Source organism: Nocardia sp. NPDC047038, from assembly GCF_040644075.1.
GTDB lineage: Bacteria > Actinomycetota > Actinomycetes > Mycobacteriales > Mycobacteriaceae > Nocardia > Nocardia sichangensis.
The window spans coordinates 1,484,645-1,509,900 of sequence record NZ_JBEYVQ010000001.1 but is presented as its reverse complement, the minus strand read 5'-3'; the positions used below and the strand labels follow the sequence as shown (position 1 = coordinate 1,509,900).

Genomic DNA, 25,256 nt, shown 5'->3' with positions numbered 1-25,256 from the left:
CGAGCGGACACGCTGTCCTTGATCGCGGTCTGCCACGCCAACACCGATCGCTTCATCGATCAGATCAACCGACTGGCGCACTACACCGAACTCCGGCTGACCGGACGGGCGCACATTCCGATCAGCGTGTAGTCGAACGAGGCCGGTTCGCTTCGATGACGCCGCCGAGATCCGCCCGAAATTCGGCGAGTTCGACAAGAACCCCCATGACGAGAGCGACTCCAGCGGATCCGGTTGCGGATGCAGCGGCCAGCATGTGGGCGGCATGCTCATGCCAGGTCCCGTTCGAACATCCGTCGGCGTTCGGTCGGCCCGGCATAGGACGCCAGCACCAGTGTCCGTTGGTTGATCGCTTCCACCCCGGACTCGATCGCCGCGATCGCGGCATCGGTCAACAGTGTTGTCAGCTCGCCGATGGTGCCCTCGCTGCGGGTCAGCAGGTAGGTGGCCATTTCCACGGTCGAGATCGGCGAGGGCCGGCGCAGTGGGAACGCGGCGGCGAAGCTGGCCAGCAGCGCACACCCCTGCGCGTCGGGTTGCCACCGGGGAAGGACGAACGGGCGAACCGGTTCTCCAGTTGCGGATCCGAGCGGATCGCCAGATAGGCGTCGTTGGTGCCGACCGCGACCAGTGGGGATCCGCAGTTCGTTGCCGAGGAACCGCAGCAGGCTCAGGAACTCCCGCCGCACCGTGCCGCTGCGGCCAGCGAGCACACATTGTGCAGTTCGTCGATCACCAGCACACGCACTCCAGCGGCCCGCAGCACGTTCAGTACCAGCTGCTCACCGCGTCGATGGCCGCGGTCGCGATCTGTGACGTTGCGGGCCTACTCGATGTCCGCACATTGCGCCAATATGACAGATCAGAACGTATGTTCGAGTGGATCTGGCGATGAGTTCCCCGAATCGACTCGATCCGACAGCCTTGGCCGCACTGCCACACGCTCAGCGTTTGGCCGCCCTCCGCGACTCCATCGCAACAATCCCTGGACGCGTCAGCGCGGTGGCATGCACTTTCTCCGCGTTCAGATTCGAACGTCAAATATTTAGGGCCATGACGCTGTCCACCGCGATCGTGACGACGACCCGCCCAGGCGGATCGGGCGGCGGAGACAGATAGCGCCTGGTGTAGCGGGATACGCCGTCGGCCACCTCGCGTGGATCGTCGGACACAGTTGCAGTACCTTCTAGGGTGATCCAGCGAAAGTCGGCCACCTGGCACAGCGCGACGCGGCTGCCAGGGTTGGCCGCCAGGTTGCGGGCCTTGCGCGACGAGGCGACCGTCATTACCCTGGCCAGCCTCATGTCGTCATCCCACGTAAACCGAACCGGCACAGCATGGAGCGAGCCGTCCGGCCGGATGGTAGACAGCGTGGCAAGGAGCGGCTTGGCCAAGAAGTCCTGAGCCGAGGCCGACAAATGGTTCTGGAGAGTCACCTGAACGCCGCGATGTTGCGGGCCGCCCATTCGGTGAAGGTGTGAGGCGGCCGACCAAGGAGTTGCTCTACATCGGGGTAGACGCGCTGTTCGTCGGCGGATGGTGTGCCGAGGGCGCCGAGGGTGGCGTCCACGACCGGTTCGGGCAGGTATTCCAACATCCGGGCTTTCGCCTCTGCCTGGCTCAATTCGACGAACTGCACCGGCTCGCCCAGGGCGTCCCCGATTGCGGCGGTCTGTTGCCGGGGTGAGATCGGTTCCGGTCCGGTCAACGTGTAGATCGCGCCGCCGTGGCCGGGTTCGCGCAGTGCGACGGCGGCGACCTCGGCGATGTCGGCCGGGTCGATGGCCGGCACTGCGACGTCACCGAACGGCGCCGCGACCATTCGTTGGGTGCGGACCGTGTCGGCCCACTGGAATGCGTTGGAGTGGAAGTTGCCCGGCCGCAGCATCGTCCATTCCAGATCTGATTGTTTCACTGCGTCTTCTAGGTGCGAGGCGTGGCGTCCGGTGCCGACGCCGTGGGAGGACAGCAGCACCACTCGGCGGACGCCGACCGACCGCACGATGTCGACGACAGCGCCGATGTCGCCGTTGGCCATGAAGCCGGGAGAGGTCAACAGGAACAGCGCTTCGGCGCCGTGGAGGGCTGGGCCGAGGCTCTGCGGCTCTGCCAGGTCGGCCTGATGGAACCGGACACCCGCCGGCGCCTCGGTCACCATCCGCGACACGGAGGTCACTTTCTCCCCGGCCTCGGCCAAGGCCCGCACGAGCGGCCGCCCGACGTTCCCAGTTGCTCCGGTCACCACGATCATTTCGGTCTCCTGTCGCGAGTCTGCAGTTCTGACCCCGCGACGGTACTATCGAGAAGCAAGTAGGTACCTAGAGGAAAGTACGGGCTTACGTGATCGAGACCACAGCGGAAGTTCCCCCGGAGTTAGCCTGCCCGATCGCCCCGGTGGTCGACATCGTCTTCAGTCGGTGGACCACGCCGATCTTGTGGACGCTCAACGAATTCGGGCGGCACCGCTTCGTAGAACTGGACCGCCGCATCACCACGATCTCACCCAAGGTGCTGACTCAGCGGCTACGGCAGCTGGAACGCGATGGTCTGGTCGTGCGCACCTTCCACCCCGGGGTCCCACCGAGAGTGGAGTACGAGATCAGCGACCTGGGACGCAGTCTCGCGCCGCTGTTCGCGACACTCGCCGAATGGTCGGTCAACCTCGACAAGGTCGAACAGGCCCGACAGGCCTACGACGCCAGCAATCGAAAGCTTCACCCTCGAAATTGATCCGAAGGCCCGCAGCGCCGGATTCGGGCTGGATCCACTCGCCACATAACACCGTCTCCGCCATCTACACCCCAGTCGGCTGCGTGACTAAAATCCGCGCCGCGGCACTGAATTGTGACGACTACTGCACCTTGGTCGGGTCAGCACGGCGCAGCTTCCGCACGATCTCTTCCGCGGAATGCCGCTTACGTCCTGCCATGGTTCTCAGTGTCCCCTCTGGCCCTCACAGGGCCAACAGGACTCCAAATCCGGGCGGTCTCATCCACCGGGGACAGGCCACCAGCCCACTGCTGCCCGGCCAGACCACGAACATCCGCGCGAGTCGCGAAGCGGCATTTGTGGGTGCTCCCGGCAGCGCCGACCATCACTACCCACGGCATTTGTCGCCAGGAAAGCGTGTGCCGTCGTTGCCCCACCCAACTCGATCGACCCGAAGAGTCCGCTGGGCTACGGCGCGTTGAACCGGGTGACTTCACTGGCGGCGCACGCGGACTTGCTGATGTGACCAATCTGGACGGCGTGAACCGTTGGCGCGGCTCAACTTCGGCCAAACGCACCGTTCCGCCAACAGGTACGCCAGCGAGTAGAACCATTACTCGGCGCGTACGCCATCACACTCACCCGGTGGAAGCAGCTGGCCAATGACCGGTCGGGCCGTCTCACCGATCCGGACTCGCACATCCACTTGACCACGCCACTAGCGCAAGAGACGCGTGTGCGCCTCAATCGATGTCGGGAGAATCAGCAGACGGGTCACGACAGAGGTGACTCCATGCTGTTTCATACCCGTATCGCGGTAGCCGGTGGATGGTTCCTAGCATCCGCCTCGACCGTTCCAACACAAGCCGCTTGCACGGTCCGCCCTTTTCCCGCGGCCCAGGCCTCTCACCAGCAGCTCCCCCAGGCGGCCTGACATGGATGAGAACAACGGTCACTCACAGGAATGGACCGACGAGGAACTCGCCTACATCAACGACGTCCACCAACGGCTTTCCGGTCCACTCTCCGAGCGTCAACTCGCCGTGCTGCGCCGATGGTGGCAAGGCGGCTACGCCACAGACCACACCGACGAGCCAGAAACCTGAAGTCTCAGACGACCGGCCCACAATTCCGCCACACTTCTCGAGGCGTCACGCTTCCTCTAACCGAGCATGGCGAAACAAGTCCGAACCCGTGGGACCGTCCGCGGTCCCGCCGACCTCAGTCCACCGGCGAGCCAAGCCATCCGGTGCGCCCACGCGCGGCAATCATCGCTGGCGGCACCGAATCAATCATGGCCCTCACCCCGCCGCAGCGTGATACAACTCCCGATGCTCCGCCCACGGACGCGACCGCTCCTCAGGACTCATCGCCAACAACGCCCGCAACTTCCCCCACGCCACCTCATCGGTCGGCGTATACACCTGCATCCACGCATTCGGCACCGACGGCAACGACATACTCGTCAAGAACATCTCCAACTCCCCCACCGCCAAATTCCGCACCGCCTTCGTCCGACTCACCGGCACCGCCACATCATTCAACGCCCACAACGACGCGAAACTCTCACTCTCCCCACACAACTCCGAAATGAACTCCTCCCACCCCGGATCACCAAGGTTCTTCGCATACGCACCCCGCAGATACCCCACCATCCGCCGCAGATCATCCCAATTATGGCGATACGCGTTGCAGCACTCCGGAGTCAGGAACACCCGACGCGCCACATTCCGCTCGGCCGCCAGAAAGCCTGGGCACAACGCCTCATAAGAACTGTTGTGCGCCAACACGTCATACCTCGCACTCAACACCACACCCGGCAACGGCTCCAGATGATCCAAGATCACCTGCAACTCCTCGGGTAACGCCGATCCGGATTCCACTGAAGGCACCGTCGGCACATCCGCCAACCGATACAAATGCGCCTTCTCCGCCGCATCCAACGACAACGTCCGGGCCACCGCGTTCAACACCTGCACACTCACATTGATGCTGCGCCCCTGTTCCAGCCACGTATACCAGGTCACGCCGATTCCTGATAATTGGGCGACTTCTTCGCGACGGAGCCCCGGTGTACGTCGACGCGTTCCGGTGGGGATGCCGACATCCTCGGGTGCGATACGCGCTCGCCGGGATTTGAGGAAGGCTCCTAGTTCCGCGCGCCGCGCCTTGCGCACTGCTCGCACGTCGACGACTTCGGTCATTCCAGAGATCATCCCGTACCGGGACACAAGTATCCAGGTGTTGCTGGTACCAGTTTCAGCGCGGCGCGGCGCCGGTGATGTTCGGTTCGTCCCGGCTGGGTACGACTGTGAAGTGGTGCGATGGCGTGAAGCACTCGAAGGCGTCACCGCGTTCCTGGCCGCCGCGGTGGCCGGGTTGTTGCTGGTCGTGCCGCTCAGCTTCGGCAGGACCTGTCATTGCACGCCCTATCAGGTGAATCGATTGGTGTTGAGCGTGCCGCGGGAGGCAGCGATCGGTGTGCTGGTCGCGGCGGTCACCGCGGTGGTCGCGGTCAGCCTGGCCCGGGCGCGTACCGCGTGGTGGATCGCGCTGGCGGCGACATCGCTGTTGTTCGTCACACACACGGTCGAAGCGAACAGTGCCTCGCCCGACGTCCTGACGACCACCGCCAACCTCGACGCGATCGGCAGCGGCATCCTGCTCGGCGCGACGGGCGTGGCCGTACTCGGCCGCCGCGTGCCCGCGACGGGCTTGGTACTCGGCGCTGTCGGCTGCTTCGTGGTCATCACGCTCTCGCAGGCGTCGGGGCTGCTGGGCAACCCGCATCGGGCGACCGCCGAGCCACACGTGTGGTCGGTGTTGGAAACGCAACCTCTGTGGTTGCTGGCGGCGGTCGCCGGGCTCATCCTGACGTGCCAGGTGGTCACCCGGCACCGCTTCACGCCGGAACCGATCTATCCGGAACTGCCGCTCAGCCCGGTCATCGCCGCGATCGTGCTCGTGCTGACCGAATTGGCCGTCGCGGAGTGGCGCTTCCGTCACGGCGACGGCAGTCTCGCGCTGATCGTGACGGCACTGTGCACGCTGCTGGCCACGACCCTCGCCGCCTGGCTGCTACCGCGCCGGGACGGGATCGCGATCTACCTCGCGGTCGGGCTCAGCGCCACAGGCAGCGCGGTGGGCAACGGTCCGCGACCGATATGGAGCGTGCCGCTCCTGCTGGGCCTGATCCTGCTCGGGTATCTGGTCGGAACCCGAATCCGACCCTCGAATCCCCGGATAGGCGCCGGTTCGCTCGCGGCCGTCGCGCTGTTCGCCTCTGTTGCCCCACCAGGTGGCACGCGCAACGTGGTCACGGCCGCGCTCGCCGTCGTCGCGGGGTATTGCGCGGTCTGCATCCAGCCACGAACGGCGGGCAGCATTCTGGCGATCGCCATCCTGTGGCGCCCCTCGACCGTGGCGCCCACCCGCACCGAGTCGTTCGACTGGACGATGGTGTCGCCGCACCATCTGCACGATTGGGGCCCGGTCACCGTGGTGTCGGGCTCGGAATGGGCGGCGTTCGCCATCGCGGTCGGCTGCGGGATCGGACTCGCTCTCCGCGCTCTTCCGAGGCGAAGAGCCCGCGTGCCGCGCCGCGCTCCGGCCGACATGGCGGCGATGCGACCCGCGATGTCCAGGGCGTCGACGGCTCGACATGGGCGCATGGAACCGAGTTAGGCGTACCTCCGCCTTCGTCCGGCCATGTGCGGGTTGAAGACGCACTACGTCCGACAGCACCCATTGGGCGATACGTAGCGGGCACGACCATGCCCCTGGTCGACGACGTCGCTACCGGCGCGAATATGCGCGCCGCGCCGGAGCGGTGCGGCGACCGGGTCCGACGCGAATCGTGGTGGCCGTGCCCGATGCTCCGAGTCCACGTGCCAGGAAGTGGGTCGCGCCTTGGAGACCGAATCGTGTGCGCGACCACGCCCACACCGACGTCGCCACAGGCCGCGAGCCGAGCGGCGCAGTCACTACTTCCGAGTACGGATCGCCCACCGGTTCGACGCGCTGATTCACATCGAGGAGCCCCGCGCACTGGAACCGCTCGACGGTACCTCCCGATGGGAAGCCGGGGAACTGCCCGAACCTATCCCTTCGCCGTGTGACCGGTCGCGCCGCCGTGGTGTGGCAGCGAACGACCGTCCTGATGCGGCGCCGATATCCCGCCGTGGTGTGGCACAGGTCGACCGAGCGGCATCTGCGGCACCGGCGGCGCGGGCGGAACGAATCGCAGGATTTCGGAGAAACCCCGGAATCCACCGGGAATGGGAACCTCCAGCGGGAGATCGGGTTCGCCGACGGACGACGGCTCCGCCACGGCGGGAGCGGCGGGAAGCACGGCTGCCGCGGCCGCACATACCGCGGCGATCGTCCGGGCGGCCCACGAACTATGTTGTGCGCGTTGATCAGGTCGAATATCGGCGTCAGACGCCATGATGCGGTCCTCCGATCTGCGTCGGCCGGCCCGGTACGACCCATCCGGTACCACGGGGACGTCACCGAGCCTCGAATTCGTTCGAAACACCACGGTGGTTGCGGTCCACTGGATCCGGAGAGTCATGCTCCCGCACACATTCGAAGAGCTGGCGCGGGACACACGACGAAATGATCACGAAAAGACAACGAACAAGCGGCCGGTCGGCACCGGCCGCTTGTTGGCGTCCGTCAGGCTTTCGCTTGCGCCGACGAGCGAGCCGGATTTGCTTGCCCGGCCGCCTTGGGGTCGAGTTCGTCCTGTTTCGCGCGCACCCCGGCCTCGACCCGGTCGCCGAGATTCTTGTCGACATTGCGCCAGTACTCGAATGCCCGGTCCAGCACCGGCGCGCTGACGCCGTTCAGCAGGTGCCCGACGATGTTGTCCACCAGCCGCTGCCGTGCCGCGTCGTCGAGCACGTCGCGGACCATGGTGCCCGCCTGGCCCCAATCGTCGTCGTCCCGGTGCAGCGTGTAGGCCGAGCGCACGAGTTCGCCGTCGGTGTGCCACGTCGCGGGCGGACCAGCGACGGCGGGATCGGCGTGCGGGCCGCCCTTCGAGTTCGGCACGTACACCGGATCGCCCGGGTTGTGGTGACGCAGCGCACCGTCCTTGCTGTACGAGCGGACGGTGGTGGCGTGCGGCGTATTGACCGGGAGCTCTTTGTAATTGGCGCCGATGCGGTGCCGGTGCGCGTCGGGGTAGGAGAACCAGCGGGCCATCAGCATCTTGTCCGGGCTCGGCCCGGTGCCGGGTACCGAACTGCTCGGCTCGAACGCCGCCTGCTCGATCTCGGTATGGTAATCCGCCGGATTGCGGTCGAGCGTCATCTTGCCGACGTCGATCAGCGGATAGTCGCCGTGCGGCCAGACCTTGGTCAGGTCGAAGGGGTTGAACCGGTATGACTTCGCCTCGTCGAACGGCATGATCTGCATCTTCAACGTCCAACTCGGGAAATCGCCGCCTTCGATGGATTCCCACAGATCGCGGGTGTGATAGTCGGTGTCCATCGCCGCCATCTGATCGCCTTCGTCCTGGGTGAAGAACTCGATACCTTGATCGGTCTTGAAGTGGTACTTGACCCAGAACCGTTCCCCGGAGGCGTTCACCCACATGTAGGTGTGGCTGGAGTATCCGTTCATGTGCCGCCACGTGCGCGGGATACCGCGGTCACCCATCAACCAGGTCACCTGGTGCGCGGATTCCGGCGACAGCGTCCAGAAGTCCCATTGCATGTCGTGGTCGCGCAGATTGTTGTCGGCGCGGCGCTTCTGGGAACGGATGAAGTCCTGGAACTTCATCGGGTCGCGCACGAAGAAGATCGGCGTGTTGTTGGCGACCATGTCGAAGTTGCCCTGCTCGGTGTAGAACTTCAGCGCGAACCCGCGCGGATCGCGCCAGGTGTCGGGGCTGCCGCGCTCTCCAGCGACGGTGGAGAAGCGGGCCAGCATCTCCGTCTTCTTCCCCGGTTGGAAAACCTCGGCCATGGTGTAGGCACTCACGTCGTGGGTGACCTCGAAGACGCCGAACGCGCCGCCGCCCTTCGCGTGCGGCTGGCGCTCGGGCACCCGTTCCCGATTGAACGCCGCCATCTTCTCGATCAGATACCAGTCCTGCAGCAAGATCGGCCCATCCGGGCCGACGGTCAGTGAATGCTCGTCGCTGGGGACCGGGATCCCGGCGTCATCGGTGGTGTAGTTCGGGCCAGACATCTCTCTCCTCTCCTACGAGCCGCGGGCAGGAGGCCGGCGACGAGACCGCAGAGACGAGCGGCGCGATCGCTTCACGACCGCGACGGGGTTTGCGGGTAGGCTCCCGCGCTCGACGAACGGCATCGCCGCCGCGGCCGGCCGAAGGCCGATACCCGTCCCGTCGGTCCTGTCGATCGACTTCCCAGGGGACCACTGCTCAAACTAGCGCTGACCAGGCCTTCCGCGACGACGAGCGACCGGGGCCGCGCCACCGGCGGCGCGCGATCGGTACGCGCACGACCGGCACGGGGGCTCTTTCGCGAGGCGACCGGCGCCCGGCTAGGCTGCGTCGGCTGTCGCATGCCGAATTCCGTCCGACCACAAATTCTTTCGATGGGAAACGAAATGAAGCTCGCGCTGTGCGGGGTGCTGGTCGTCTGTACGTTGTCCGTCTCCGTGGTCGCGGCGGCGTTCATCGTCGCCGAAGCGCGGGCGCACGCGCCGCGCGGTGCCACCAAAGGCTATTTCGCCGATCTACAGCGGCTCGGGGTGCGGACCGCGGGCGACGGCGTGACCGCGGCGCTGCTCGATCTGGGCTACGCGGTGTGCCGGGAATTGGCGGCGGGAACGCCCGAAGCCGACATCGTCGTGCGGGTGAGCGCGCACCAATCGGTGGACGAGGCCGCCGCCGTGGTGGTGGCCGCCGAGCGGAATCTGTGCTGAACCGCCACGATCGGCGAGCGAGGCGACCCGGTCCGCGGACGTCTCCGGTCGCGAAACGGCGTGCGATGCGGGCTGACCGGAAATTCGGCTCTCCTTGGGTAGATTCCCCCGCGATGTCCAGAATCCCTGCTACATCGAGTGCGAACGACGCGGCCGACGCCGCGGTGCCCGCCGCTATGGTCGGGCGCCGGTATCGCAGCAGCGATCACTACGAGGTCGCCCGCGAGAAGATCCGTGAGTACGCCCGCGCGGTGCGCAATCAGCACCCGGCGCACTGGTCGGAGGACGCCGCTGCCGACCTCGGCTACGGCAACCTGGTCGCTCCGCCGACCTTCGGCGCGGTGCCCGGGTATCTCGCCTATGCCGAGGTGTTCGACACGATCCTGCCCGGCTACGACCTGAGCCGGACCATCCAGACCGACCAGATGATCGAATTCCACCGTCCGCTCCTGGCCGGCGACCGGATCTGTTTCGAGATGTCCCTGGACTCGTTCCGGCACGCGTTCGGCGGCGACCTCATCGTCCTGCGCCAGACCATTCTGGACCAGGATGATCGGCCGGTCCTCACGTCTCGGACCAGCTTGGTCGGGCGGGCCGACGAGGCCTTGCCTGACTGGTTGGACGCTGTGGTGATGCACGGAGTACGCCCGGAGGCCCGGCAGCAGCGCCGTGTCCCCGACCCGCGCCGCGTGGGGAACGGCAGCGAGCCCGCCCGCGAGACGCCCGTCACATCGGCGAACCCGCGGGGACGGCGGTTCGAAGCGGTGTGTCCGGGAGCGGAACTTCCCCCACGCACACTCACGGTCAGCCAAGGCGATCTGGTCAATTACGCCGGAGTGGCGGGCGACCCGAACCCCATCCATTGGAGCACCGAGGCGGCGGCCAAGATGGGAATGGGAACGGTTGTCGCGCAGGGCATGTTCACCATCGGGCTCAGTGTGGATTTGCTCACTTCGTGGCTGGGCGACCCCGGGGCCCTGCGCTCCTACAACGTCCGGCTGACCAATCCGGTGCACGTCGGCGCGACCGGAGGCCGGATCGAGTTCTCGGGCCGGGTGAAACACCTGGACGCGGACACGCGCACCGCCACCGTCGCGATCACCGCCGAGCACGACGGCCACAAGATCTTCGGTCGCGCGACGGCCGAGGTCGTCCTCGCGTGATCGCGCGACCCGTTCGCGCCGCCGCATCGGTGTGTTTGGTCCGGAGCGACGCGGGCACGTTGGAGGCGGAGCACGCGCCCGCCGGGATCGGTGGACGCGAACTCGGCACTCGATCGAGCGGGCAACCGGCCCGCTCGCACCCGAAAGGACCGGTATCTGTCGTGGTTGTGCTTCTTGCTGTGATCGGCTCGGCTTCCCTTGCCGTCATCGCGGTCCATGCCACGGTCGTCGCACGCAGCTTGGCGGAAGTCCGCTCCCCGCGCCGCGACGGCGCGACCAGGGACGACGAGCAGAGCACCGCACGACTGACGGGCACCATGGTCTGATCTTCCGGCTCCCTTCGCACCCAGCCTCCGCTTCCGCCCAGGTGAACACCGTCATGTCTCGGTCGGGTAGCGGATCGGATACGATCTTGCCTGCCTCTCGGTCCAGCAAACGGCCGCAGAGACAGTAGGCGTGCGCTGGTGCCGCCCTTGGGGATCGGAGGCCGGGTTGTCGGTGTTCGCCGACGACGGCATCAGTGCTGTCAGTCGTTCCGTCGCAACCGGACCCACGACCGGCGGTGTCCGTGCGGCGTGACGGGACAGACGACGATCCCGAGGTGATGGTCGGCGCGGATTGGCCGTGGCAGCAACCTTCGGTGCTCTTGATCGAGGACGATCCGGGGGATGCGCTGCTGGTGGAGGAACTGGTCGTGGACGGCGCGCCGGGCCTGCGACTGGACTGGGTCCGGTCGCTGGCGGAGGCCGCCGAGCACCTCGCCTCCGCCGAGCCCGACTGTGTGCTGCTGGACCTGCATCTGCCCGATGCAAAGGGGCTCGAGGCGGTGGAGCGCATCCGCAGGCACACCGACCAGGTCGCGATCGTGGTGATGACCGGGCTCGATCAGGAGCAGACCGGGTTGGCCGCGGTCGCGGCGGGAGCCCAGGACTATCTGGTCAAAGGCCGGGTCGAGCCGGAGCTGTTCGGGCGCGCCGTGCGGTACGCGATCCAGCGCAAGCAGGCCGAGCGCACCAGCGCGGCCCTGCAGGCGAGCAATATGCGCGCGCAGGAGAACGCGCGGCTGGAGCGCGGCCTGCTGCCCACCCCGCTGTTGCGGGGACAGCGGGTCGTCGACATCGTGGCGCGCTACCGTCCCGGCCGGGCCCATTCACTGCTCGGCGGCGATTTCTACGACGTCGTGCAGGACGCGGACGGCACGGTGCACGCCGTCATCGGTGACGTGTCGGGCCACGGCCCGGACGAGGCGGCGACCGGCGTGGCCCTGCGCCTGGCCTGGCGCACCCTGGTGCTGAGCGGCGTCACCGGCGCCCGGCAACTGCGGCTGCTCGAGCAAGTGTTGCTGGCCGAACGCACCGGCAAGCAGACTTTCGCGACGGTCACGAGCCTGGTGTTGCATCCCGGCGACCGCCGCGCCCAGGTGCTGCGGGCCGGGCACCCGGGGATGCTGCTGCGCTCGGCTTCCGGATTGACCTGGGTCGAGGTCCCCGGCGGGCCCGCCCTCGGCTTTCTGCCCGGTCGTGCCGAGTGGCCCGTCCACGATCTGGAGCTGCCGCCGGGCTCCGGGCTGATGGTGTTCACCGACGGCCTGTTCGAAGGGCACGCCGGGACCGACCGGGAACGACTCGGTGAGCAAGGGCTGATGGAGGTCGCACGCGCCGTGCGAGCCGCGGATCCCGACTGGTTCGTCGACGAGCTGATCGGTCGCGTTGAGGCGCTGGCGGGTGCGTCCGGCGGATTGGACGACGATGTCGCCATTCTGTATCTGGCATGGAACGGCGACGGGCAAGGACAGGAGCGATGACGATGACGACCGGTCGAGCGCCGCTCAGCGCACGATTGACCGCCCAGGCCTGGTTCCAACTGGTACTGGCCGCGATGGTGCTGGTGGTGATCATCGGCACCGTGGCAGGCGCCCAGGTGATCGCGCAGACCAACCGCGTGACCGATCGGCTCATCGCCAAGACGTTGCCTGCGGCGGCCGAAGCCTACCGGTTACAGAGTGCCCTGGTCGACCAGGAGACCGGTCTGCGCGGCTACCGGATCACCGCCGACCCGCAGTTCCTCCAGCCCTACCGGGACGGCACCCGGGACGAGGCGCACTCGGCGACCCGCCTGCGCGAGCTGCTGGCCGATCGACAGCCGCTGCTCGACGAGCTCGACGCCGTGGAGCAGGCCGCACAGCGGTGGCGCGACGAGTACGCGGAGCCGCTGGTCGCGGGGTTGGCCTCTGGATCACCCCTCGGCACCGACCCCACCACGCCGGTCCGCGGTAAACCGCTGTTCGACGACCTCCGGACACGTTTCGACGCCCAGAACAGCAGTCTCGCGGCGGCCATCGCGCACGACGAAGACGAGCTGACCCACACTCGCGCGGTCCGGGACGCCGTGCTGGCCGGGATGGTCGTGGCGTTCCTGCTGACCGGTGTCCTGTTGACCGTGCTGATCCGGCGCTTGATCGTCCGTCCCCTCGGGTCCTTGACGGATGCGTCGCTGCGGGTCGCGGGCGGCGACTTCGATCATCACATCGACGCCCCCGGCCCCGGCGACCTGGCGACCGTCGCGAACGCGGTGGAGAGCATGCGCCGCCGCATCGTCGCCGAGCTGGATTCCTCCCGAACCAAGGAAGCGGTGCTCGCGGAGCAGAAGACGGATCTGGACCTGCAGGCCGTGGAACTGCGCCGGTCCAACGCCGAGCTGGAGCAATTCGCCTATGTCGCCTCGCACGATCTGCAGGAGCCGCTGCGCAAGGTGGCGTCGTTCTGCCAGTTGCTGGAGAAGCGCTACGGCGACAAACTCGACGAGCGCGGCAAGCAGTACATCGACTTCGCCGTCGACGGCGCCAAGCGGATGCAGGTGCTGATCAACGACCTGCTCACCTTCTCCCGCGTCGGCCGCGTCACCGACCGCACCGAACCCACCGGCCTCGGCCCGTCCCTGGACAAGGCCCTGACCAATCTCTCCGCGGTGATCGACGACACCGCCGCGAGCATCCAGCGGCCCGACGAGCTGCCCGAGATCATCGGCGATCCGACGCTGCTGACCATGCTGTGGCAGAACCTGATCGCCAACGCCATCAAGTTCCGCGAGCCCGACCGCGCACCGCGGATCGAGATCACCTGCGAACCGGCCGAGAACGGCAGTGGCTGGCTGCTGTCGATCTCGGACAACGGCATCGGTATCGCGCCCGAATTCGCCGAGAAGGTGTTCGTCATCTTCCAGCGGCTGCACAATCGTGAGGAGTACAGCGGAACCGGTATCGGGCTGGCTGTCTGCAAGAAGATCGTGGAGTATCACGGCGGCCGGATCTGGATCGACACCGAGTACACCGCGGGCGCCCGCTTCTACTTCACCCTGCGCACCGCCGAAGCCGACCTCACCGTCCGCGCCGCCGACGTACCCGCCCCTGAAGGAGCCACCGCATGACCGATCCCGGCCAGCCCATCGACATCCTGCTCGTGGAAGACGACCCGGGCGACGAGCTGATGACGCGAGAAGCCTTCGAGGACAACAAGATCGGCAACACCTTGCACGTCGCCAGGGACGGCGAGGAGGCGCTCGAATTCCTCTATCGCCAGGGACGGCACGCCGACGCTCCGCGGCCTGATCTGATCCTGCTCGACCTGAACCTGCCCAAGTACGACGGCAGGCAGGTGCTGGAGAAGATCAAAGCCGACCCTGATCTGTCGCACATCCCGGTGGTCGTGCTCACCACCTCCGCGGCCGAGGAGGACATTCTGCGCAGTTACCGGCTGCACGCGAACGCGTACGTCACCAAGCCGGTGGACCTCGACCAGTTCGTCGCCGCCATCAAACAGATCGACGAGTTCTTCGTCCAGGTCGTCCGGCTGCCGCGCCAAATGCTGTGATGGCGTTCGCCGCGGTGCCCGTGCCGGTGGTTCTGACCGACGGGACCGCGGCCCTGCTTGGGGAATGATCAACTGGGTATAGCTTCGGGGAGAACGGCACATCCACGGCGAACACGACAGCCGAGCTCGACGGCGGTCCACGTGCTCGGCGTGGCGAGTACAGCGCACCGATCCCCGATAGGGAGGTAACGAGGTGACGGCGCATCGACGCTATCGGCAAGGCACGGCGACGGGAAAACCGGGCCGCGACAGACCCACTGCGATCCCGGCGGCTGGTACGCGCTCGTGAGCGCGGGCGAGCGGGTTCCCCTACCCAACGCCGTGACGCCACTGGAGCTGGACTTCCCCGCCGAAGCGGTGCAATTGGCTACCGTCCGGCATACCTTGCAGGATTGGCTCACCCAGTGCGGCATGGCCGCGGCCCCGGCCTACGACGTGCTGCTCGCCGTCGGTGAGGCGTGTACCAACGCCGTCGAGCACGGCCATGAAGGCGACGGCGGCGTGGTCCGCTTGCGCGCGTCGGTCGACGGCGACGAACTCCGGGTGACCATTTCCGACAGCGGCCGATGGAAACAACCTGATCCGCAAGCCGATTCGCTGCGGGGTCGGGGCATGCCACTGATCCGCGCACTCATTCCAGAGGTCACCGTGACCGCCGGCGATACCGGCACGGTGGTCGATCTGCGCACACCCTTTTCGGCATAGTCCCGAACCTACGCGCCACCGGGCGGATGGTTCCGCGCGTCTCGCAGACGGACGTTGTCGGCCTGCAACCGGTCGTTGTCCGCGTGCAGCCGGTCGTTGTCCGCGTGCAGGTCGGCGTTCGCGTCCTCCAAGTCGAGGATGCGGCGGATGCCGGCCAGGTTAGCTCCCGTGGCGACCAAGTCGGTGATTCGCCGCAGCCGGGCCAGATCGTCGCCGCTGTAGCGGCGGGTGCCCCCGTCGCTGCGCGCAGGGGTCAGCAATCCGTGACGCTCGTAGAGCCGGAGCGTCTGCACCCCGATTCCAGCCAGTTCGGCAGCGACCGAAATCCCGTACACCGCTTGGTCGGGATCCGGCAGATGCACCGAGTCGCCCCTCTCCTGCGCCATCCATCCTCACTTCACTTCGGCCGACAGATTTCCTAGTTTAGCGCCTTGCGCTCAACTTTCTCTGGTGGTACAAAAAATCTATGCCAGACAACAGAGGTTATCTGGTCCCTACTATGGAGAATGGAGTGAGTTGGAGGTGGCGACCATGCTGATGCGCACCGATCCGTTCCGCGATCTGGACCGTCTGACGCAGCAGGTGTTCGGCACGAAGGCGCACCCCGCGGTGATGCCGATGGATGCCTGGCGCGCCGGCGAGGAGTTCGTCGTGGAGTTCGACCTGCCCGGTATCGATCCCGAATCCCTGGACCTGGACATCGAGCGCAATGTGGTGACGGTACGCGCGCGTCGTCCCGAACTGGACTCGGGCCGGGAGATGATCGCCGCGGAACGCTCTCGCGGCGTATTCAGCCGTCAACTGTTCCTGGGCGAGAACCTCGACACCGACAAGATTCGCGCCGACTACACCGACGGCGTTCTCCGCCTCACGATTCCCGTGGCAGAGAAGGCCAAGCCACGCAAGATCGAAATCGGCCGCGGTAACGGACACAAGGCGATCGACGTCTGAGAAGCCGCGTAGACCGCAGATTCCCGCACAACCGAAAGCGAGGTGATGTCGCAGCCAGTGATGTCGGAATCAAATCTGCGAAGAGTGTCATTCCCGCTTTTTCGGGCGGGCCCGGAATACCGGGCCCGCCTCTCGCCGAAATATGGAAGATGTTGTCGCACACGCGGTTTCGTGCGAACGGAGCGTACTTGATGGAGCATCCGATTATGGCAGCCACCGATCCACCCGACCCCATGCTCACCGCGACCGAGGCCGGAGCCGGGATTTCCTCCGACGCCGCGATCGTCTGGCCCGACCCCAGTCCGCTGGACGCTTGGTGGCGGCGGATCATGCATTCCGATCCGGTGCGCCGCAGCGCCGCGTGATCCGGCCTCTATCCTTGACTTTCGTGACCGAACAGCCCTACCGCCCCCGTGCCGCGGCGGAATACTGGCGCCGCGGCACGGTGGTCTGGTTCAACATCGAGAAGGGCTTCGGGTTTCTACAGCCCGAAGACGATCCCACGCCGGTTTTCGTCGAGTACACCAGCATCGAGACCACGGGATACAAAGCGCTGTACGCGGGTCAGCCAGTGGTGTTCACCGCCGCCATGCGCAAGCGCGGCCCCGAGGCCACGGCGGTGCGCCCGGTGCTGCCCGACGCTTGACCACGGCCCTGGGCCCGGCGGCAACGGTCAGATGACCGTGCCGACGTCATCGGCCACCAAGGTGTCCAAAGCGCGCTCGGCAACAGCGGCAATCGTCATCGACGGGTTGCACGCCGCGGTGTTCCCGGGCATAAGAGCACCGTCGAGCACGTACAGGCCCCGCTGGCCGTGCACCCGGCCCTCCAGATCACAGACGGCTCCCATACTCGCACCACCCAAGGGGTGCCAGGTCGACGGGAACAGCAGGTTGGTGTCGGTGAGAATGCCCGCCGGACCGGCGATCCGGTGGGCCGCGGGACCGATGTAGTTGTCCTGGATGTAGCTGTCACCGTCCTGCGGCCACTGCAGAATCGCGTCGTCGCGGGCCGCGTCGTAGACGAAGTGCCCACGACCGTCGCTAACGCCGTACCCGACCATCATGGTGCTGTTGGCATCGGCGCCCATGGGCGGGATGGACGCCTGGATCAGGGTGTGAGCGGAGTGCGGGTCGGACCAGTTCTTGCTGCCGTAGACCACTGGACCCCCCTGCTCCGCACCGAAACTCGCGGTCGGATCGGTCCACAGGTAGATGCGGTCGGCGTTGGTGCCCCAGCCTTGGCCGAGTCCGTCGGGCATATCGGGGATCAGGCCTTTCGCCGAGGCGCGCACCAGCAGTCTTGTGGTGTTGAGGCTTCCGGCAGCCAGCACCAGCGCACCGGCGGTGATGATCTTGTTCTCCAGTACGGCGCCGCTGGTGTCCAGGCGCTCGACGTGGACGATCCACTTGCCGTCGGCGGCACGCTCGACATCGGTGACCTGGTGCAGCGGCTCGACCGTCACCAGGCCGGTCGCCTCGGCGGCGGCGATGTAGGTGACGTCGACCGAATGCTTGCCGCCGTTGTTCACCCCCATGGCGCCATCGCCGTTGGTGTAGGAGGGCTTCATCTCGCCCCGCAGTTCGGCCAGGGCGAAGTTCCAGTCGATGGGCATCGGGATCTTCGCCAGCGGAAGCCCGGCGCGGCGCACACGGTCGGCGAAGGCCCGCGCGGCCGCGTAGTTGGGACTGGCGATCAACTCGTCCGGGGCGACGGCCAAGCCGAGCATGCGTGCCACCCGCGGATAGTGCACCCTATCCATCGTCGCCCAGTCCAAGTCCTCGGGGAAGTGGGTATCGAACACCTCCCGCGTCGGTTGCAGGGACATCCCTTGATAGACCAGCGATCCCCCGCCCACGCCCGCCGCGCACAGCGCGGTCATATTGGTACCGGGCACCGCCTCGACGAGTCCGGTGTACGGCTCGAAGACCATCGGCTTGCCGAACAATACGGGGCTGGACTTGTACCAGAGCACCCGCTTGTCCAGCGCCGAAGCGCGCGGGAAGGTCTCCGCGTTCGGGCCCGTCTGCCAGCGCAGACCACGTTCGAGCACCAGGACCCGAACTCCGGCCTCGGCCAGGCGCAGGGCGGTGACGCCACCGCCGAACCCCGATCCGATGACGACCACCCGATGCTCCTCGCGGGTGAGCGGAACGCTGTTCACCCGCGCGGCGATCGGACTCGTCGTGTTCGCGTAGCGGGAGGCGACCACGAGACCGCCCGCCGCGGCTGCTCCGGTCAACAGTGACCGGCGCGAAATTGCTGACATCACACACCCTCGAAGATCAGACGCGAGCTCGGATCTCGCGCGGCACACCATGGCCGCTACGGGACAGTAATATAACCGGACATGCATGTCCGGTAGTGGCATGATCTGTAGCAGAGGTCACAATCGCTTCGGAGGTGGTCGGGTGCTCGATGAAGTTCCGGATGCGGCTGCGGTCCTCGCGCAGGTACCGCTGGATATCGGGTTCCTCCTGCGGTCCTCGACGTACGCGGAGAACTCGGTGTAATCGCGACGTTCCGTTCAACCAGGTCGAAAACGGCCGATGACCCGCGCGAATCGAGTAGTCGGCTACCCGTGCTCCGATGGCCGACGCCCGCGACCATTCAGCCATGTCAGACAACATCTACGCCGGCGCGTCGGTTCAGGTCTACCCGCAGGACGCCCCACTGAGTCACCCGCACGCCTGCGTCAACGGCTTCCTCGACTACGTCGCGAAGTTCAACACGATCAATTTCCACGCCAAGGACGACGACGTCCGGGAATGGCGCTATGACAAGGAGTACGACAACTGGCAGGGTCGTCTCGGCATGGACTCGGTGAAGGTCTTCTATCACTACGCGCACAGCACGACCATGGACGACGGCGTGTTCCTCACCGCGATGGGCCGGACCTGGGACGACACCATCTACGCGTGGTCGGATCGAATGAGTTTCGGTGACCAGCGGTTGCGCTACTTGTTCCTCCACGGATGCGAGTCGTTGCGAATGCACGACGGGCACAGCCCATTTCGCACCTGGCATACGCCGAACCTGGGCGCACGGATGCTGTTCGGGTTCGACAGCCTCACCTTCGACACCGATCAGCAGGGAACGCGGTTCTTCAAGGAGTGGAACACCGGCAAGTCGTTCAGCCAGGCCTGGCAGGACGCGGCGCTGTCGATCTTCCACAACGATCACCGGGTGTCCTCGGCGGCATGTGGCGCCACCGACCGGGAGGCACAGGACCGGCTGTGGAACGAGCGTCTCTTCTTCGGCGAGCCGGTGTCGGACAATTGGTACTGGTGGCGATGGGCTGGCCAAGTCCCCATCGAGGTCGACCTCGGCCTTCACGTTCCTCGCCGGCCGCGGGCGCTGCGCTTGTCGCGCCGTCGCGCCGACGCGGATACCGCCGCCGAACTCGCCGAACGGTTCGGTCTGCGGGCCGTGCTCGCCGAGCCTGCGTCACCCACAGCCGAGGAATATTCTGCCCCGGTCGAATTCGAGCCGCGACTGGTCATGCATCCGGACGGCGCGTACCACGTGTTCTACGCCGAGCCGGACCGCACTGCCGACAGCATCGCACCACAGGAGGTTCGGGCTATCGCCGATCGCGCGGTCCGGCAGCTCGACCTCGGCCACGACCTGGCGTTGGCCGGCATGTCGGCCACCTTCCACGGCGGTGGCAGCCGCGACGGTGATGAGGTAGCGGCATCGGTGGCCGAGTACACCCTGCACTACCGCCAGGTCTACGACGGCGTCGCCGCGGTGGCAGGCGGCGATGGTCAACTGAGCGTGACGCTCGACCCGGCCGGTCGGCTCTGCTCGATATCGGACACGACAGTCCCGATCGCGGGCGCCGACGAGACCCGCCCGCCATCGGGCGACGATTTCGACGCCATGGCGGCTCTGGACGCGGCGACCAGCGCGCGGGCCGAATGCCTGCGCGACGGAGCGCGCTCGAGCGTCGTGCCCGATTCGCTCGAGGTCGGCTACCGCTTCGATCGCGACGCCGCGATCGTGGTCGCCCGGCAGGCGGTCGAGATCACCTCCGGTGACCGCTTCCGGATCCGCGACGTCGTCGAGATCACCGTCTGAGCCGGGCCCGGCGCCCTCTTCCCGCGCATTCCGGGTCTCAGCCCTGGATGGTTTGTCGACCAGAACGAACCGCCCACCCTCACCTACGTCGACAGGCGCGGATTCATCCCGGACCCGGCGGAGTCAGAGCGCGCAGGCAGAAGGCCGTGATGCGCTCGACGTCGCCGGGAGCGGGCTCGCCGCGTCGGCGCAACCGCTCGGCGAGCGTGCCGGTGATCGCGTGAGCGTCGCGTCGGAATCCGTTGCAGCGCTTACCAACTCCGCGAGCGTGTCGCGCAGTGGCCCGGCAGGCGCGGTGTCCACCACATCAGGTCCGGCCGTCAACCCCAGGCCCGGCCCAGCGGCGGTCCAGAGCACGGCCAGTGTCGCGGCCGCGGTCCGCTCTTCGGCCTGCGCCAGGATCGCCGCGACCCAGCGCCCGACGCGCGCACGCGGGTCGCCTTCCTTGGCCATCGAGTGGGCCACACAGCCGGTCAACCGCTCCGCTCCGTCCTCCAGCAGGGCGGCCACCAGCGCGCCCTTGGACGGGATGTGCCGATAGAACGCGTCCGTTGGACAGCCCGGCGGCGGCCACGACGTCCGTTACCCGTGGACGTCCGGTGGTACCGGCCGCGCTGATCACCGTCAGCGCGGCGTCCAATAATTTGCGCACCATTGCTTAGTCGGCGCCGCGTTTGGCCAACGTCCGCCGGGCGATCCGGGTGGAGGACATCGCGCTCACCGGCAGCGCCGAGATCAAGTCCAGCGAGTTGCGGCAGCTGGCCGCGAAGCGGCTGGCCGGCTAGCGCCCCTATCCGATGCGCCGCGACTCGCGTCGGCACCGGACTTCACACCGCCGCTCCGAGCTGCTATACATTAGGGGAGGCTTACCTCGTTAGTCGAGGCTAACCTCAGCGATAAAGTGACCTGGTTGTGAGGCTTCATGTATGTCTGCATCTGTAACGCGGTGTCCGAAGGTGACGTGCACACCTGCGTTTCGGCGGGCGCCGACAGCATCCGCCAGGTGAAGAACGCCTGCGGATGGAAGCCCGGTTGCGGCAGCTGCACGGCGCGGTTGGCCGAGGTGATCGGCCGCGCGCGGGCATCCACCGGAGCGCAACCCTCGGCCGCCTGAGCCGACACACCAGGCGGTCTGTCCGCAGCTGCGCGCATTTTGTGCCACGATCGCTGCTATGGACGGCGACAAGGACATCGTTGCGCTGCTCAACGAGCAGCTGACGGCCGAACTCACGGCGATCAACCAGTACTTCCTGCACGCCAAGATGCAGGAGAACTGGGGCTTTACCAAGCTGGCCCGGCACACCCGGCACGAGTCCATCGATGAGATGAAACATGCCGAGATCCTCACCGACCGGATCCTCTTCCTGGAGGGCCTGCCGAACTACCAGAAGCTCAACCCGCTGCGCATCGGGCAGAGCGTGCCCGAGCAGCTGCGGGCCGATCTGCAGATCGAGATGGAGGCGGTCGAACGGCTGCGCCGTGGCATCGAGTTGATGCGTTCACGCGGCGACGTCACCTCCGCTCGTATCTTCGAGCAGATCCTGGAAGACGAAGAACAGCACGTCGACTACCTGGAAACCGAACTCGATCTGGTGGAGAAACTCGGCGAGCCGCTGTACCTCCAGCGCTTCACCGAGACTCCGGACGACTGATCTGCCCTCGCGGTGCGCCTCGGAGCGGCCGACCGGCGTTACGCTCCGGCGCTCGTCACGCCGAGGCGTATCGCCGGGCCGGCCGCCTCCGGTGCTCCGCGGGCGAACCATCGACGACGCCTTCGACTTCCATGCGCCCTTCGGCGGCTATCGCAAGAGCGGAAACGACCGGGAATGGGGTGAATTCGGTTTCCACGACCACTTGGAGATCGAGGGCATCCTCGGGTACGCGACGGACGAGACCGGGACGTAGTGCGGGATGAGGCCGACGACCACAGCGGCGCCGGACGTGTAGCGACGGGACACGCCCGGCCGACCGGCCGACGGTCGCCACGGCTCGGTCAGCCTTCGGGCCAGACGTCCTTCAGCAGCAGCGCGGCATCGGCAGACTGGCGCACGCCCGCCGCATACGCGGGAGCAAGCGCCGCCGAGTCGAACACGTCGATTCCGAACGCGGCGACGCCTTCCTCGTCGGGGACAATGGAAACCTCTGTCGCCGAGCCCAACTCGCGATCGCTGGGGATGCGCGGGAACATGTGCGCCAAGGGTTCGAGGATCACCACGACATCCGCGCCCGCGGCCAGGTCCGCGTTGACCGGCGAGCGCAACCCGCCGTCGAAGTAGTGGCGGCCGTCGATCGGGACCGGCGGGAAGACACCGGGCACCGCCGTGCTGGACGCCAGCGCTTCGGGCAACGACGCCGCGCCGTCCTTGGTCCATGCCCGCAATTCACCGGTGGTGATGTCGATCGCGGTCACGACGAGATCGCGCGCCGGCCACTGCGCCACACCGGCCAGCCCGCCGATGCGCGAGATGTGCTCGTCCGGATCACCGGCCTGCGCGGCCAGCGCCAGCTCCCCCGCCCGGCGGCGCGCCTGGGCCGGATCCTGGCCGGGGGCGCGCAGCACGGCGAATATCTCCGCGATTCGCGCCGGATCCGCCCGCACCGGCGCCGCCGACGTGGACGGCGGCCGCAACAAGCGCGCCGGATCGCCACCGTCGGCCAGGACCGCACCGACCACCGAGCCGGCGGAGGTCCCCACGAACCGGTCGGCCAGCGTCAAGTCGATCCCGTTGTCCCGCAGCCCCGTGGCCAGTCCCGCCAACCAAGTCAGACCGACCGGACCACCCCCGCCCAGCACCAGCGCGACCGAGAAACCCTTGGATGACACCGTCTCCGACATGACGCCAGCCTATCCGCACCGACCCGGCCGACCGCTTGCTCATTCGGCCGACTCGTCGACCTGGCTCGCGATCTCTCAACGGTGATAGATCTCCACGACGGCGTTGCCGACCACCCCGACGAGACCGGGACCCCAGTTCATGCACCCTGTCGTCGTATGCTGCCCGTTCGGCGTGAAGGGATAACTGAGCTGGACGTAGGAACCGACCGCGTACAGCGGGAACGGCCCCGAGTTGTAGATGCCTACGCATTCCACGGCAAGACGTATTCGGCTCCCTCGAGCTCGTCGGGTTGGCAGACCGCCGAAGCGCTGAACAGATCCCGCTCGACGACGCAATCCCGCGGCGTCGCCTGAGCCGGGCCCGAACCGGCGACCGCCACGAAGGCCGGCACCGGAATCCCGGCGACCCCGAGAGCGCGAGTGCGGCGACAGTTCTTTTCATCGAAGCTCCACGCCACGGGGCACGACTGGCAGCCGGTCAGCTTTGTTTGCGCTGCCGCTCTCGCAACACGTGGGAACGCAACCGTGAGAATCCCTTGACCCGCACGCTGCGCAGATGGCGCAAGAGGAATCGGTCGTCGTCATCCAGAGCCGCGGCGGCGCCGTCGTCGAGGAGGACGGTCCCAGGGCGGGCCACGCCGGTGAGCCGAGCGGCGACGTTGACCACCGTGCCGTAGAGGTCGCCGAAGCGGGTGAGGACGGGCCCGTACGCCAGGCCCACCCGGATCTGGGGCATTTCCGGGACGGTTTGCGCCGCTCGGGCGACCGCCGCGTGCATCGCCAGGGCGATTCGCGCACCGTCGCGGGCATTCTCGGCGGCGAACATCACCTCGTCGCCCACGTTCTTGATCACCCAGCCGCCGTGGGCGGTGACCGCTTCGGTGGTGGTGGTCTCGAATGTCTCCAGCAGATCCGTCAACTCGTCGAGGTCGAGGTGACGGGAGAGCCGGGTGTAGCCGACCATATCGGCGAAGCCGACGAGCAGTTGGCGTGTAGCGCCATCGGATTCGAGTGAGCGGCTCAGCGCCGCGGCGAGATGTCGTTGCCACGCGTACTGCTGCAGATCGGTGAGCACCGCGATGGTCCGGGCAGTGGCCTGGCGGTTCGATTCGGACATCGACTGCCCGCCTTCGGCGGCGATGCGGCTGCCGATCTCACGGGCGATCAGATCCGCCTGCCACTCGGCCAGTCGCGCCATCGCCTGACCGACACTGCGGGCGGCGGCGATCTGACTCTGCTCGCTCGCCCCCGCGACCGGGTCCATCGCGGTGAAGTGGCGCACCGCGGCGATGTCGGCATCGGTGAACACCACGTCGTCGTCACTCGCCGTGGCGGGGAAGCCGAGCGCAACCCACAGCTTCTTGGCACGTTCGACAGACACTCCGGAAAGCTCGGCCACCTGGGCGCGCGTGTACCGTCGTGGGCCGCCGAGCAACGACTGCTCGACCACAGCGTCGACCACGTCGGTCACCGCACCGGATTCGATCACCCCGCCAGTACAGCACATGCGGCGGCGACCGGCGCTCGACGATTCATGCCCAGATTCGCGACAGCGCCGAACGGGAGTACGTCTGCTGGGGCGTCACGGTGATCAGGTCGCAAACCTCGACGAGTTCGCCCGGCACCGCATTGCCGAAGTGGTGCAGACCCGGTGCGATCACGGCGTCGACGCCGAAGGTGCGGACGACGTCGACGAGGCGATCCATCGGTGCGTCGGTGCCGGCGCCGAAGGTCACCGTCTTACACAACTCGTAACCCAGGCGTTTTGCCAGACTCCGCATCTGCGCTTCGTCCCAATCCTGGGACACACCCGAGACGTCCTTGCGGAGATATCCCAGTGCGGGTGGTTTGGCCCTCATCGGTACTCCCTTGCCGCGTTGCCGAAGTAGTCGAAGCGCCTGCACTCCTGCGACTCGCGCGGTGTCGGCGCATCGAATTGCAGGCTGAGCAAGTTATTGACATCATATGTTGTCAACAGCAGTCGATGTCAACATGTGAGGCGTTCGACAAAGCGACTTTCCGGCATCGCCCGCACCGAGCGTA

Annotated in this window: 29 protein-coding genes and 2 pseudogenes; 18 read left to right on the top strand and 13 right to left on the bottom strand. The window is 66.9% G+C overall.

Going from position 1 to position 25,256, the window contains the following annotated elements; all coding sequences use genetic code 11:
• Positions 1–269: 269 nt before the first annotated feature.
• The 4 genes and pseudogenes from ABZ824_RS07250 to ABZ824_RS07235 form a co-directional block, all read right to left on the bottom strand.
• A complete protein-coding gene (locus tag ABZ824_RS07250) occupies positions 270–452 on the bottom strand; it encodes a hypothetical protein (RefSeq protein ID WP_356962169.1) in 183 nt (60 codons plus the stop codon).
• A pseudogene (locus ABZ824_RS07245) lies at positions 434–736 on the bottom strand (TniB family NTP-binding protein). The gene ABZ824_RS07250 and the pseudogene ABZ824_RS07245 overlap by 19 nt, the downstream one beginning before the upstream one ends.
• A 301-nt stretch (positions 737–1,037) precedes the next feature.
• Positions 1,038–1,466, bottom strand: coding sequence for a PPOX class F420-dependent oxidoreductase (locus tag ABZ824_RS07240; protein ID WP_356962167.1), 429 nt, complete (start codon positions 1,464–1,466; stop codon positions 1,038–1,040).
• Positions 1,433–2,251, bottom strand: a complete 819-nt coding sequence (locus ABZ824_RS07235) for an NAD(P)H-binding protein (RefSeq protein WP_356962166.1) — start codon at positions 2,249–2,251, stop codon at positions 1,433–1,435. The genes ABZ824_RS07240 and ABZ824_RS07235 overlap by 34 nt, the downstream gene beginning before the upstream one ends.
• A gap of 89 nt (positions 2,252–2,340) precedes the next feature.
• Between ABZ824_RS07235 and ABZ824_RS07230 the strand changes: the two genes are divergently transcribed.
• Together ABZ824_RS07230 and ABZ824_RS07225 are read left to right on the top strand one after the other, a co-directional pair.
• Positions 2,341–2,730, top strand: coding sequence for a helix-turn-helix domain-containing protein (locus tag ABZ824_RS07230; RefSeq protein WP_356962165.1), 390 nt, complete (start codon positions 2,341–2,343; stop codon positions 2,728–2,730).
• Positions 2,731–3,644: 914 nt separating this feature from the next.
• Positions 3,645–3,815 carry a hypothetical protein gene (locus ABZ824_RS07225; protein ID WP_356962163.1) on the top strand — a complete coding sequence of 57 codons (171 nt, stop codon included), beginning with the start codon at positions 3,645–3,647 and terminating at the stop codon, positions 3,813–3,815.
• A gap of 195 nt (positions 3,816–4,010) precedes the next feature.
• Here ABZ824_RS07225 and ABZ824_RS07220 read toward each other — a convergent pair whose 3' ends face one another.
• The gene (locus ABZ824_RS07220) at positions 4,011–4,913 is read right to left on the bottom strand and encodes a helix-turn-helix transcriptional regulator (RefSeq protein WP_356962161.1); all 903 of its coding nucleotides are present in this window, start codon (positions 4,911–4,913) and stop codon (positions 4,011–4,013) included.
• Positions 4,914–5,025: 112 nt separating this feature from the next.
• On the opposite strand from ABZ824_RS07220, the gene ABZ824_RS07215 reads away from it, so the two are divergent.
• Together ABZ824_RS07215 and ABZ824_RS07210 are read left to right on the top strand one after the other, a co-directional pair.
• Complete coding sequence (locus tag ABZ824_RS07215; RefSeq protein WP_356962160.1) at positions 5,026–6,393, top strand: hypothetical protein; 1,368 nt, start codon at positions 5,026–5,028, stop codon at positions 6,391–6,393.
• A 285-nt stretch (positions 6,394–6,678) separates the two neighbouring features.
• Positions 6,679–6,819, top strand: a pseudogene (locus ABZ824_RS07210) (hypothetical protein); the annotation flags it as partial.
• A gap of 567 nt (positions 6,820–7,386) precedes the next feature.
• Here the strand turns inward: ABZ824_RS07210 and ABZ824_RS07205 are convergent.
• Positions 7,387–8,907 carry a catalase gene (locus ABZ824_RS07205; RefSeq protein WP_356962159.1) on the bottom strand — a complete coding sequence of 507 codons (1,521 nt, stop codon included), beginning with the start codon at positions 8,905–8,907 and terminating at the stop codon, positions 7,387–7,389.
• 372 nt (positions 8,908–9,279) lie between these two features.
• Between ABZ824_RS07205 and ABZ824_RS07200 the strand changes: the two genes are divergently transcribed.
• The 7 genes from ABZ824_RS07200 to ABZ824_RS07170 all read left to right on the top strand — a co-directional run bounded on the left by ABZ824_RS07200 (position 9,280) and on the right by ABZ824_RS07170 (position 15,346).
• On the top strand, positions 9,280–9,609 hold the full coding sequence (locus tag ABZ824_RS07200) for a DUF732 domain-containing protein (protein ID WP_356962157.1): 330 nt from the start codon (positions 9,280–9,282) through the stop codon (positions 9,607–9,609).
• A 113-nt stretch (positions 9,610–9,722) separates the two neighbouring features.
• Positions 9,723–10,772, top strand: a complete 1,050-nt coding sequence (locus ABZ824_RS07195; protein ID WP_356962155.1) for a fused (3R)-hydroxyacyl-ACP dehydratase subunits HadA/HadB — start codon at positions 9,723–9,725, stop codon at positions 10,770–10,772.
• 161 nt (positions 10,773–10,933) lie between these two features.
• Positions 10,934–11,098: a hypothetical protein gene (locus ABZ824_RS07190; protein ID WP_356962153.1), complete on the top strand. Its 165-nt coding sequence runs from the start codon at positions 10,934–10,936 to the stop codon at positions 11,096–11,098.
• Positions 11,099–11,376: 278 nt separating this feature from the next.
• On the top strand, positions 11,377–12,576 hold the full coding sequence (locus ABZ824_RS07185; protein WP_356962486.1) for a SpoIIE family protein phosphatase: 1,200 nt from the start codon (positions 11,377–11,379) through the stop codon (positions 12,574–12,576).
• Between the two features lie 2 nt (positions 12,577–12,578).
• Positions 12,579–14,198 carry a CHASE3 domain-containing protein gene (locus ABZ824_RS07180; RefSeq protein WP_356962152.1) on the top strand — a complete coding sequence of 540 codons (1,620 nt, stop codon included), beginning with the start codon at positions 12,579–12,581 and terminating at the stop codon, positions 14,196–14,198.
• Positions 14,195–14,641, top strand: a complete 447-nt coding sequence (locus tag ABZ824_RS07175) for a response regulator (protein ID WP_355080889.1) — start codon at positions 14,195–14,197, stop codon at positions 14,639–14,641. The genes ABZ824_RS07180 and ABZ824_RS07175 overlap by 4 nt, the downstream gene beginning before the upstream one ends.
• 285 nt (positions 14,642–14,926) lie before the next feature.
• On the top strand, positions 14,927–15,346 hold the full coding sequence (locus tag ABZ824_RS07170) for an ATP-binding protein (protein WP_356962150.1): 420 nt from the start codon (positions 14,927–14,929) through the stop codon (positions 15,344–15,346).
• A gap of 8 nt (positions 15,347–15,354) precedes the next feature.
• Here ABZ824_RS07170 and ABZ824_RS07165 read toward each other — a convergent pair whose 3' ends face one another.
• On the bottom strand, positions 15,355–15,732 hold the full coding sequence (locus ABZ824_RS07165; protein WP_356962148.1) for a MerR family transcriptional regulator: 378 nt from the start codon (positions 15,730–15,732) through the stop codon (positions 15,355–15,357).
• 145 nt (positions 15,733–15,877) lie between these two features.
• On the opposite strand from ABZ824_RS07165, the gene ABZ824_RS07160 reads away from it, so the two are divergent.
• The 3 genes from ABZ824_RS07160 to ABZ824_RS07150 all read left to right on the top strand — a co-directional run bounded on the left by ABZ824_RS07160 (position 15,878) and on the right by ABZ824_RS07150 (position 16,943).
• Positions 15,878–16,297, top strand: coding sequence for an HSP20 family small heat-shock protein (locus tag ABZ824_RS07160; protein ID WP_355080895.1), 420 nt, complete (start codon positions 15,878–15,880; stop codon positions 16,295–16,297).
• Positions 16,298–16,503: 206 nt separating this feature from the next.
• Entirely contained in the window at positions 16,504–16,662 is a 159-nt protein-coding gene (locus ABZ824_RS07155) for a hypothetical protein (protein ID WP_356962146.1), read from the top strand.
• Positions 16,663–16,685: 23 nt separating this feature from the next.
• Positions 16,686–16,943: a cold shock domain-containing protein gene (locus tag ABZ824_RS07150; RefSeq protein ID WP_356962144.1), complete on the top strand. Its 258-nt coding sequence runs from the start codon at positions 16,686–16,688 to the stop codon at positions 16,941–16,943.
• Between the two features lie 27 nt (positions 16,944–16,970).
• On the opposite strand, the gene ABZ824_RS07145 is transcribed toward ABZ824_RS07150, so the two are convergent.
• On the bottom strand, positions 16,971–18,566 hold the full coding sequence (locus ABZ824_RS07145; protein WP_355080901.1) for a GMC oxidoreductase: 1,596 nt from the start codon (positions 18,564–18,566) through the stop codon (positions 16,971–16,973).
• Between the two features lie 347 nt (positions 18,567–18,913).
• Here ABZ824_RS07145 and ABZ824_RS07140 point away from each other — a divergent pair, with 347 nt between their 5' ends.
• Positions 18,914–20,377: a DUF6345 domain-containing protein gene (locus ABZ824_RS07140; protein WP_356962143.1), complete on the top strand. Its 1,464-nt coding sequence runs from the start codon at positions 18,914–18,916 to the stop codon at positions 20,375–20,377.
• Between the two features lie 123 nt (positions 20,378–20,500).
• Here the strand turns inward: ABZ824_RS07140 and ABZ824_RS07135 are convergent, their stop codons facing one another.
• The gene (locus ABZ824_RS07135) at positions 20,501–20,887 is read right to left on the bottom strand and encodes a hypothetical protein (RefSeq protein ID WP_356962141.1); all 387 of its coding nucleotides are present in this window, start codon (positions 20,885–20,887) and stop codon (positions 20,501–20,503) included.
• A 412-nt stretch (positions 20,888–21,299) separates the two neighbouring features.
• Here ABZ824_RS07135 and ABZ824_RS07130 point away from each other — a divergent pair, with 412 nt between their 5' ends.
• The 3 genes from ABZ824_RS07130 (at position 21,300) to ABZ824_RS07120 (ending at position 22,282) form a co-directional block, all read left to right on the top strand.
• A complete protein-coding gene (locus tag ABZ824_RS07130; RefSeq protein WP_355080904.1) occupies positions 21,300–21,491 on the top strand; it encodes a (2Fe-2S)-binding protein in 192 nt (63 codons plus the stop codon).
• Positions 21,492–21,549: 58 nt separating this feature from the next.
• The gene (bfr, locus tag ABZ824_RS07125; RefSeq protein WP_039801806.1) at positions 21,550–22,029 is read left to right on the top strand and encodes a bacterioferritin; all 480 of its coding nucleotides are present in this window, start codon (positions 21,550–21,552) and stop codon (positions 22,027–22,029) included.
• 91 nt (positions 22,030–22,120) lie between these two features.
• Entirely contained in the window at positions 22,121–22,282 is a 162-nt protein-coding gene (locus ABZ824_RS07120) for a hypothetical protein (RefSeq protein WP_356962501.1), read from the top strand.
• 88 nt (positions 22,283–22,370) lie between these two features.
• On the opposite strand, the gene ABZ824_RS07115 is transcribed toward ABZ824_RS07120, so the two are convergent.
• From ABZ824_RS07115 to ABZ824_RS07100, 4 genes are all read right to left on the bottom strand, one after another.
• A complete protein-coding gene (locus ABZ824_RS07115) occupies positions 22,371–23,213 on the bottom strand; it encodes a patatin-like phospholipase family protein (RefSeq protein WP_356962140.1) in 843 nt (280 codons plus the stop codon).
• A gap of 75 nt (positions 23,214–23,288) precedes the next feature.
• Complete coding sequence (locus ABZ824_RS07110; protein WP_356962139.1) at positions 23,289–23,468, bottom strand: hypothetical protein; 180 nt, start codon at positions 23,466–23,468, stop codon at positions 23,289–23,291.
• 223 nt (positions 23,469–23,691) lie between these two features.
• The gene (locus ABZ824_RS07105; RefSeq protein ID WP_356962137.1) at positions 23,692–24,720 is read right to left on the bottom strand and encodes an adenylate/guanylate cyclase domain-containing protein; all 1,029 of its coding nucleotides are present in this window, start codon (positions 24,718–24,720) and stop codon (positions 23,692–23,694) included.
• 25 nt (positions 24,721–24,745) lie between these two features.
• On the bottom strand, positions 24,746–25,072 hold the full coding sequence (locus ABZ824_RS07100; RefSeq protein WP_356962136.1) for a hypothetical protein: 327 nt from the start codon (positions 25,070–25,072) through the stop codon (positions 24,746–24,748).
• Between the last annotated feature and the right edge of the window lie 184 nt (positions 25,073–25,256).

Excerpts from the sequence above, each read along its gene's own strand:
- ABZ824_RS07250 (WP_356962169.1), bottom strand. The coding sequence starts at position 452 with ATGGCCACCTACCTGCTGACCCGCAGCGAGGGCACCATCGGCGAGCTG.
- ABZ824_RS07240 (WP_356962167.1), bottom strand. The coding sequence starts at position 1,466 with ATGGGCGGCCCGCAACATCGCGGCGTTCAGGTGACTCTCCAGAACCAT.
- ABZ824_RS07235 (WP_356962166.1), bottom strand. The coding sequence starts at position 2,251 with ATGATCGTGGTGACCGGAGCAACTGGGAACGTCGGGCGGCCGCTCGTG.
- ABZ824_RS07225 (WP_356962163.1), top strand. The coding sequence starts at position 3,645 with ATGGATGAGAACAACGGTCACTCACAGGAATGGACCGACGAGGAACTC.
- ABZ824_RS07220 (WP_356962161.1), bottom strand. The coding sequence starts at position 4,913 with ATGACCGAAGTCGTCGACGTGCGAGCAGTGCGCAAGGCGCGGCGCGCG.
- ABZ824_RS07205 (WP_356962159.1), bottom strand. The coding sequence starts at position 8,907 with ATGTCTGGCCCGAACTACACCACCGATGACGCCGGGATCCCGGTCCCC.
- ABZ824_RS07200 (WP_356962157.1), top strand. The coding sequence starts at position 9,280 with ATGGGAAACGAAATGAAGCTCGCGCTGTGCGGGGTGCTGGTCGTCTGT.
- ABZ824_RS07195 (WP_356962155.1), top strand. The coding sequence starts at position 9,723 with ATGTCCAGAATCCCTGCTACATCGAGTGCGAACGACGCGGCCGACGCC.
- ABZ824_RS07185 (WP_356962486.1), top strand. The coding sequence starts at position 11,377 with ATGGTCGGCGCGGATTGGCCGTGGCAGCAACCTTCGGTGCTCTTGATC.
- ABZ824_RS07180 (WP_356962152.1), top strand. The coding sequence starts at position 12,579 with ATGACGACCGGTCGAGCGCCGCTCAGCGCACGATTGACCGCCCAGGCC.
- ABZ824_RS07175 (WP_355080889.1), top strand. The coding sequence starts at position 14,195 with ATGACCGATCCCGGCCAGCCCATCGACATCCTGCTCGTGGAAGACGAC.
- ABZ824_RS07165 (WP_356962148.1), bottom strand. The coding sequence starts at position 15,732 with ATGGCGCAGGAGAGGGGCGACTCGGTGCATCTGCCGGATCCCGACCAA.
- ABZ824_RS07160 (WP_355080895.1), top strand. The coding sequence starts at position 15,878 with ATGCTGATGCGCACCGATCCGTTCCGCGATCTGGACCGTCTGACGCAG.
- ABZ824_RS07155 (WP_356962146.1), top strand. The coding sequence starts at position 16,504 with ATGGCAGCCACCGATCCACCCGACCCCATGCTCACCGCGACCGAGGCC.
- ABZ824_RS07145 (WP_355080901.1), bottom strand. The coding sequence starts at position 18,566 with ATGTCAGCAATTTCGCGCCGGTCACTGTTGACCGGAGCAGCCGCGGCG.
- ABZ824_RS07140 (WP_356962143.1), top strand. The coding sequence starts at position 18,914 with ATGTCAGACAACATCTACGCCGGCGCGTCGGTTCAGGTCTACCCGCAG.
- ABZ824_RS07130 (WP_355080904.1), top strand. The coding sequence starts at position 21,300 with ATGTATGTCTGCATCTGTAACGCGGTGTCCGAAGGTGACGTGCACACC.
- bfr (WP_039801806.1), top strand. The coding sequence starts at position 21,550 with ATGGACGGCGACAAGGACATCGTTGCGCTGCTCAACGAGCAGCTGACG.
- ABZ824_RS07115 (WP_356962140.1), bottom strand. The coding sequence starts at position 23,213 with ATGTCGGAGACGGTGTCATCCAAGGGTTTCTCGGTCGCGCTGGTGCTG.
- ABZ824_RS07105 (WP_356962137.1), bottom strand. The coding sequence starts at position 24,720 with ATGTGCTGTACTGGCGGGGTGATCGAATCCGGTGCGGTGACCGACGTG.
- ABZ824_RS07100 (WP_356962136.1), bottom strand. The coding sequence starts at position 25,072 with ATGAGGGCCAAACCACCCGCACTGGGATATCTCCGCAAGGACGTCTCG.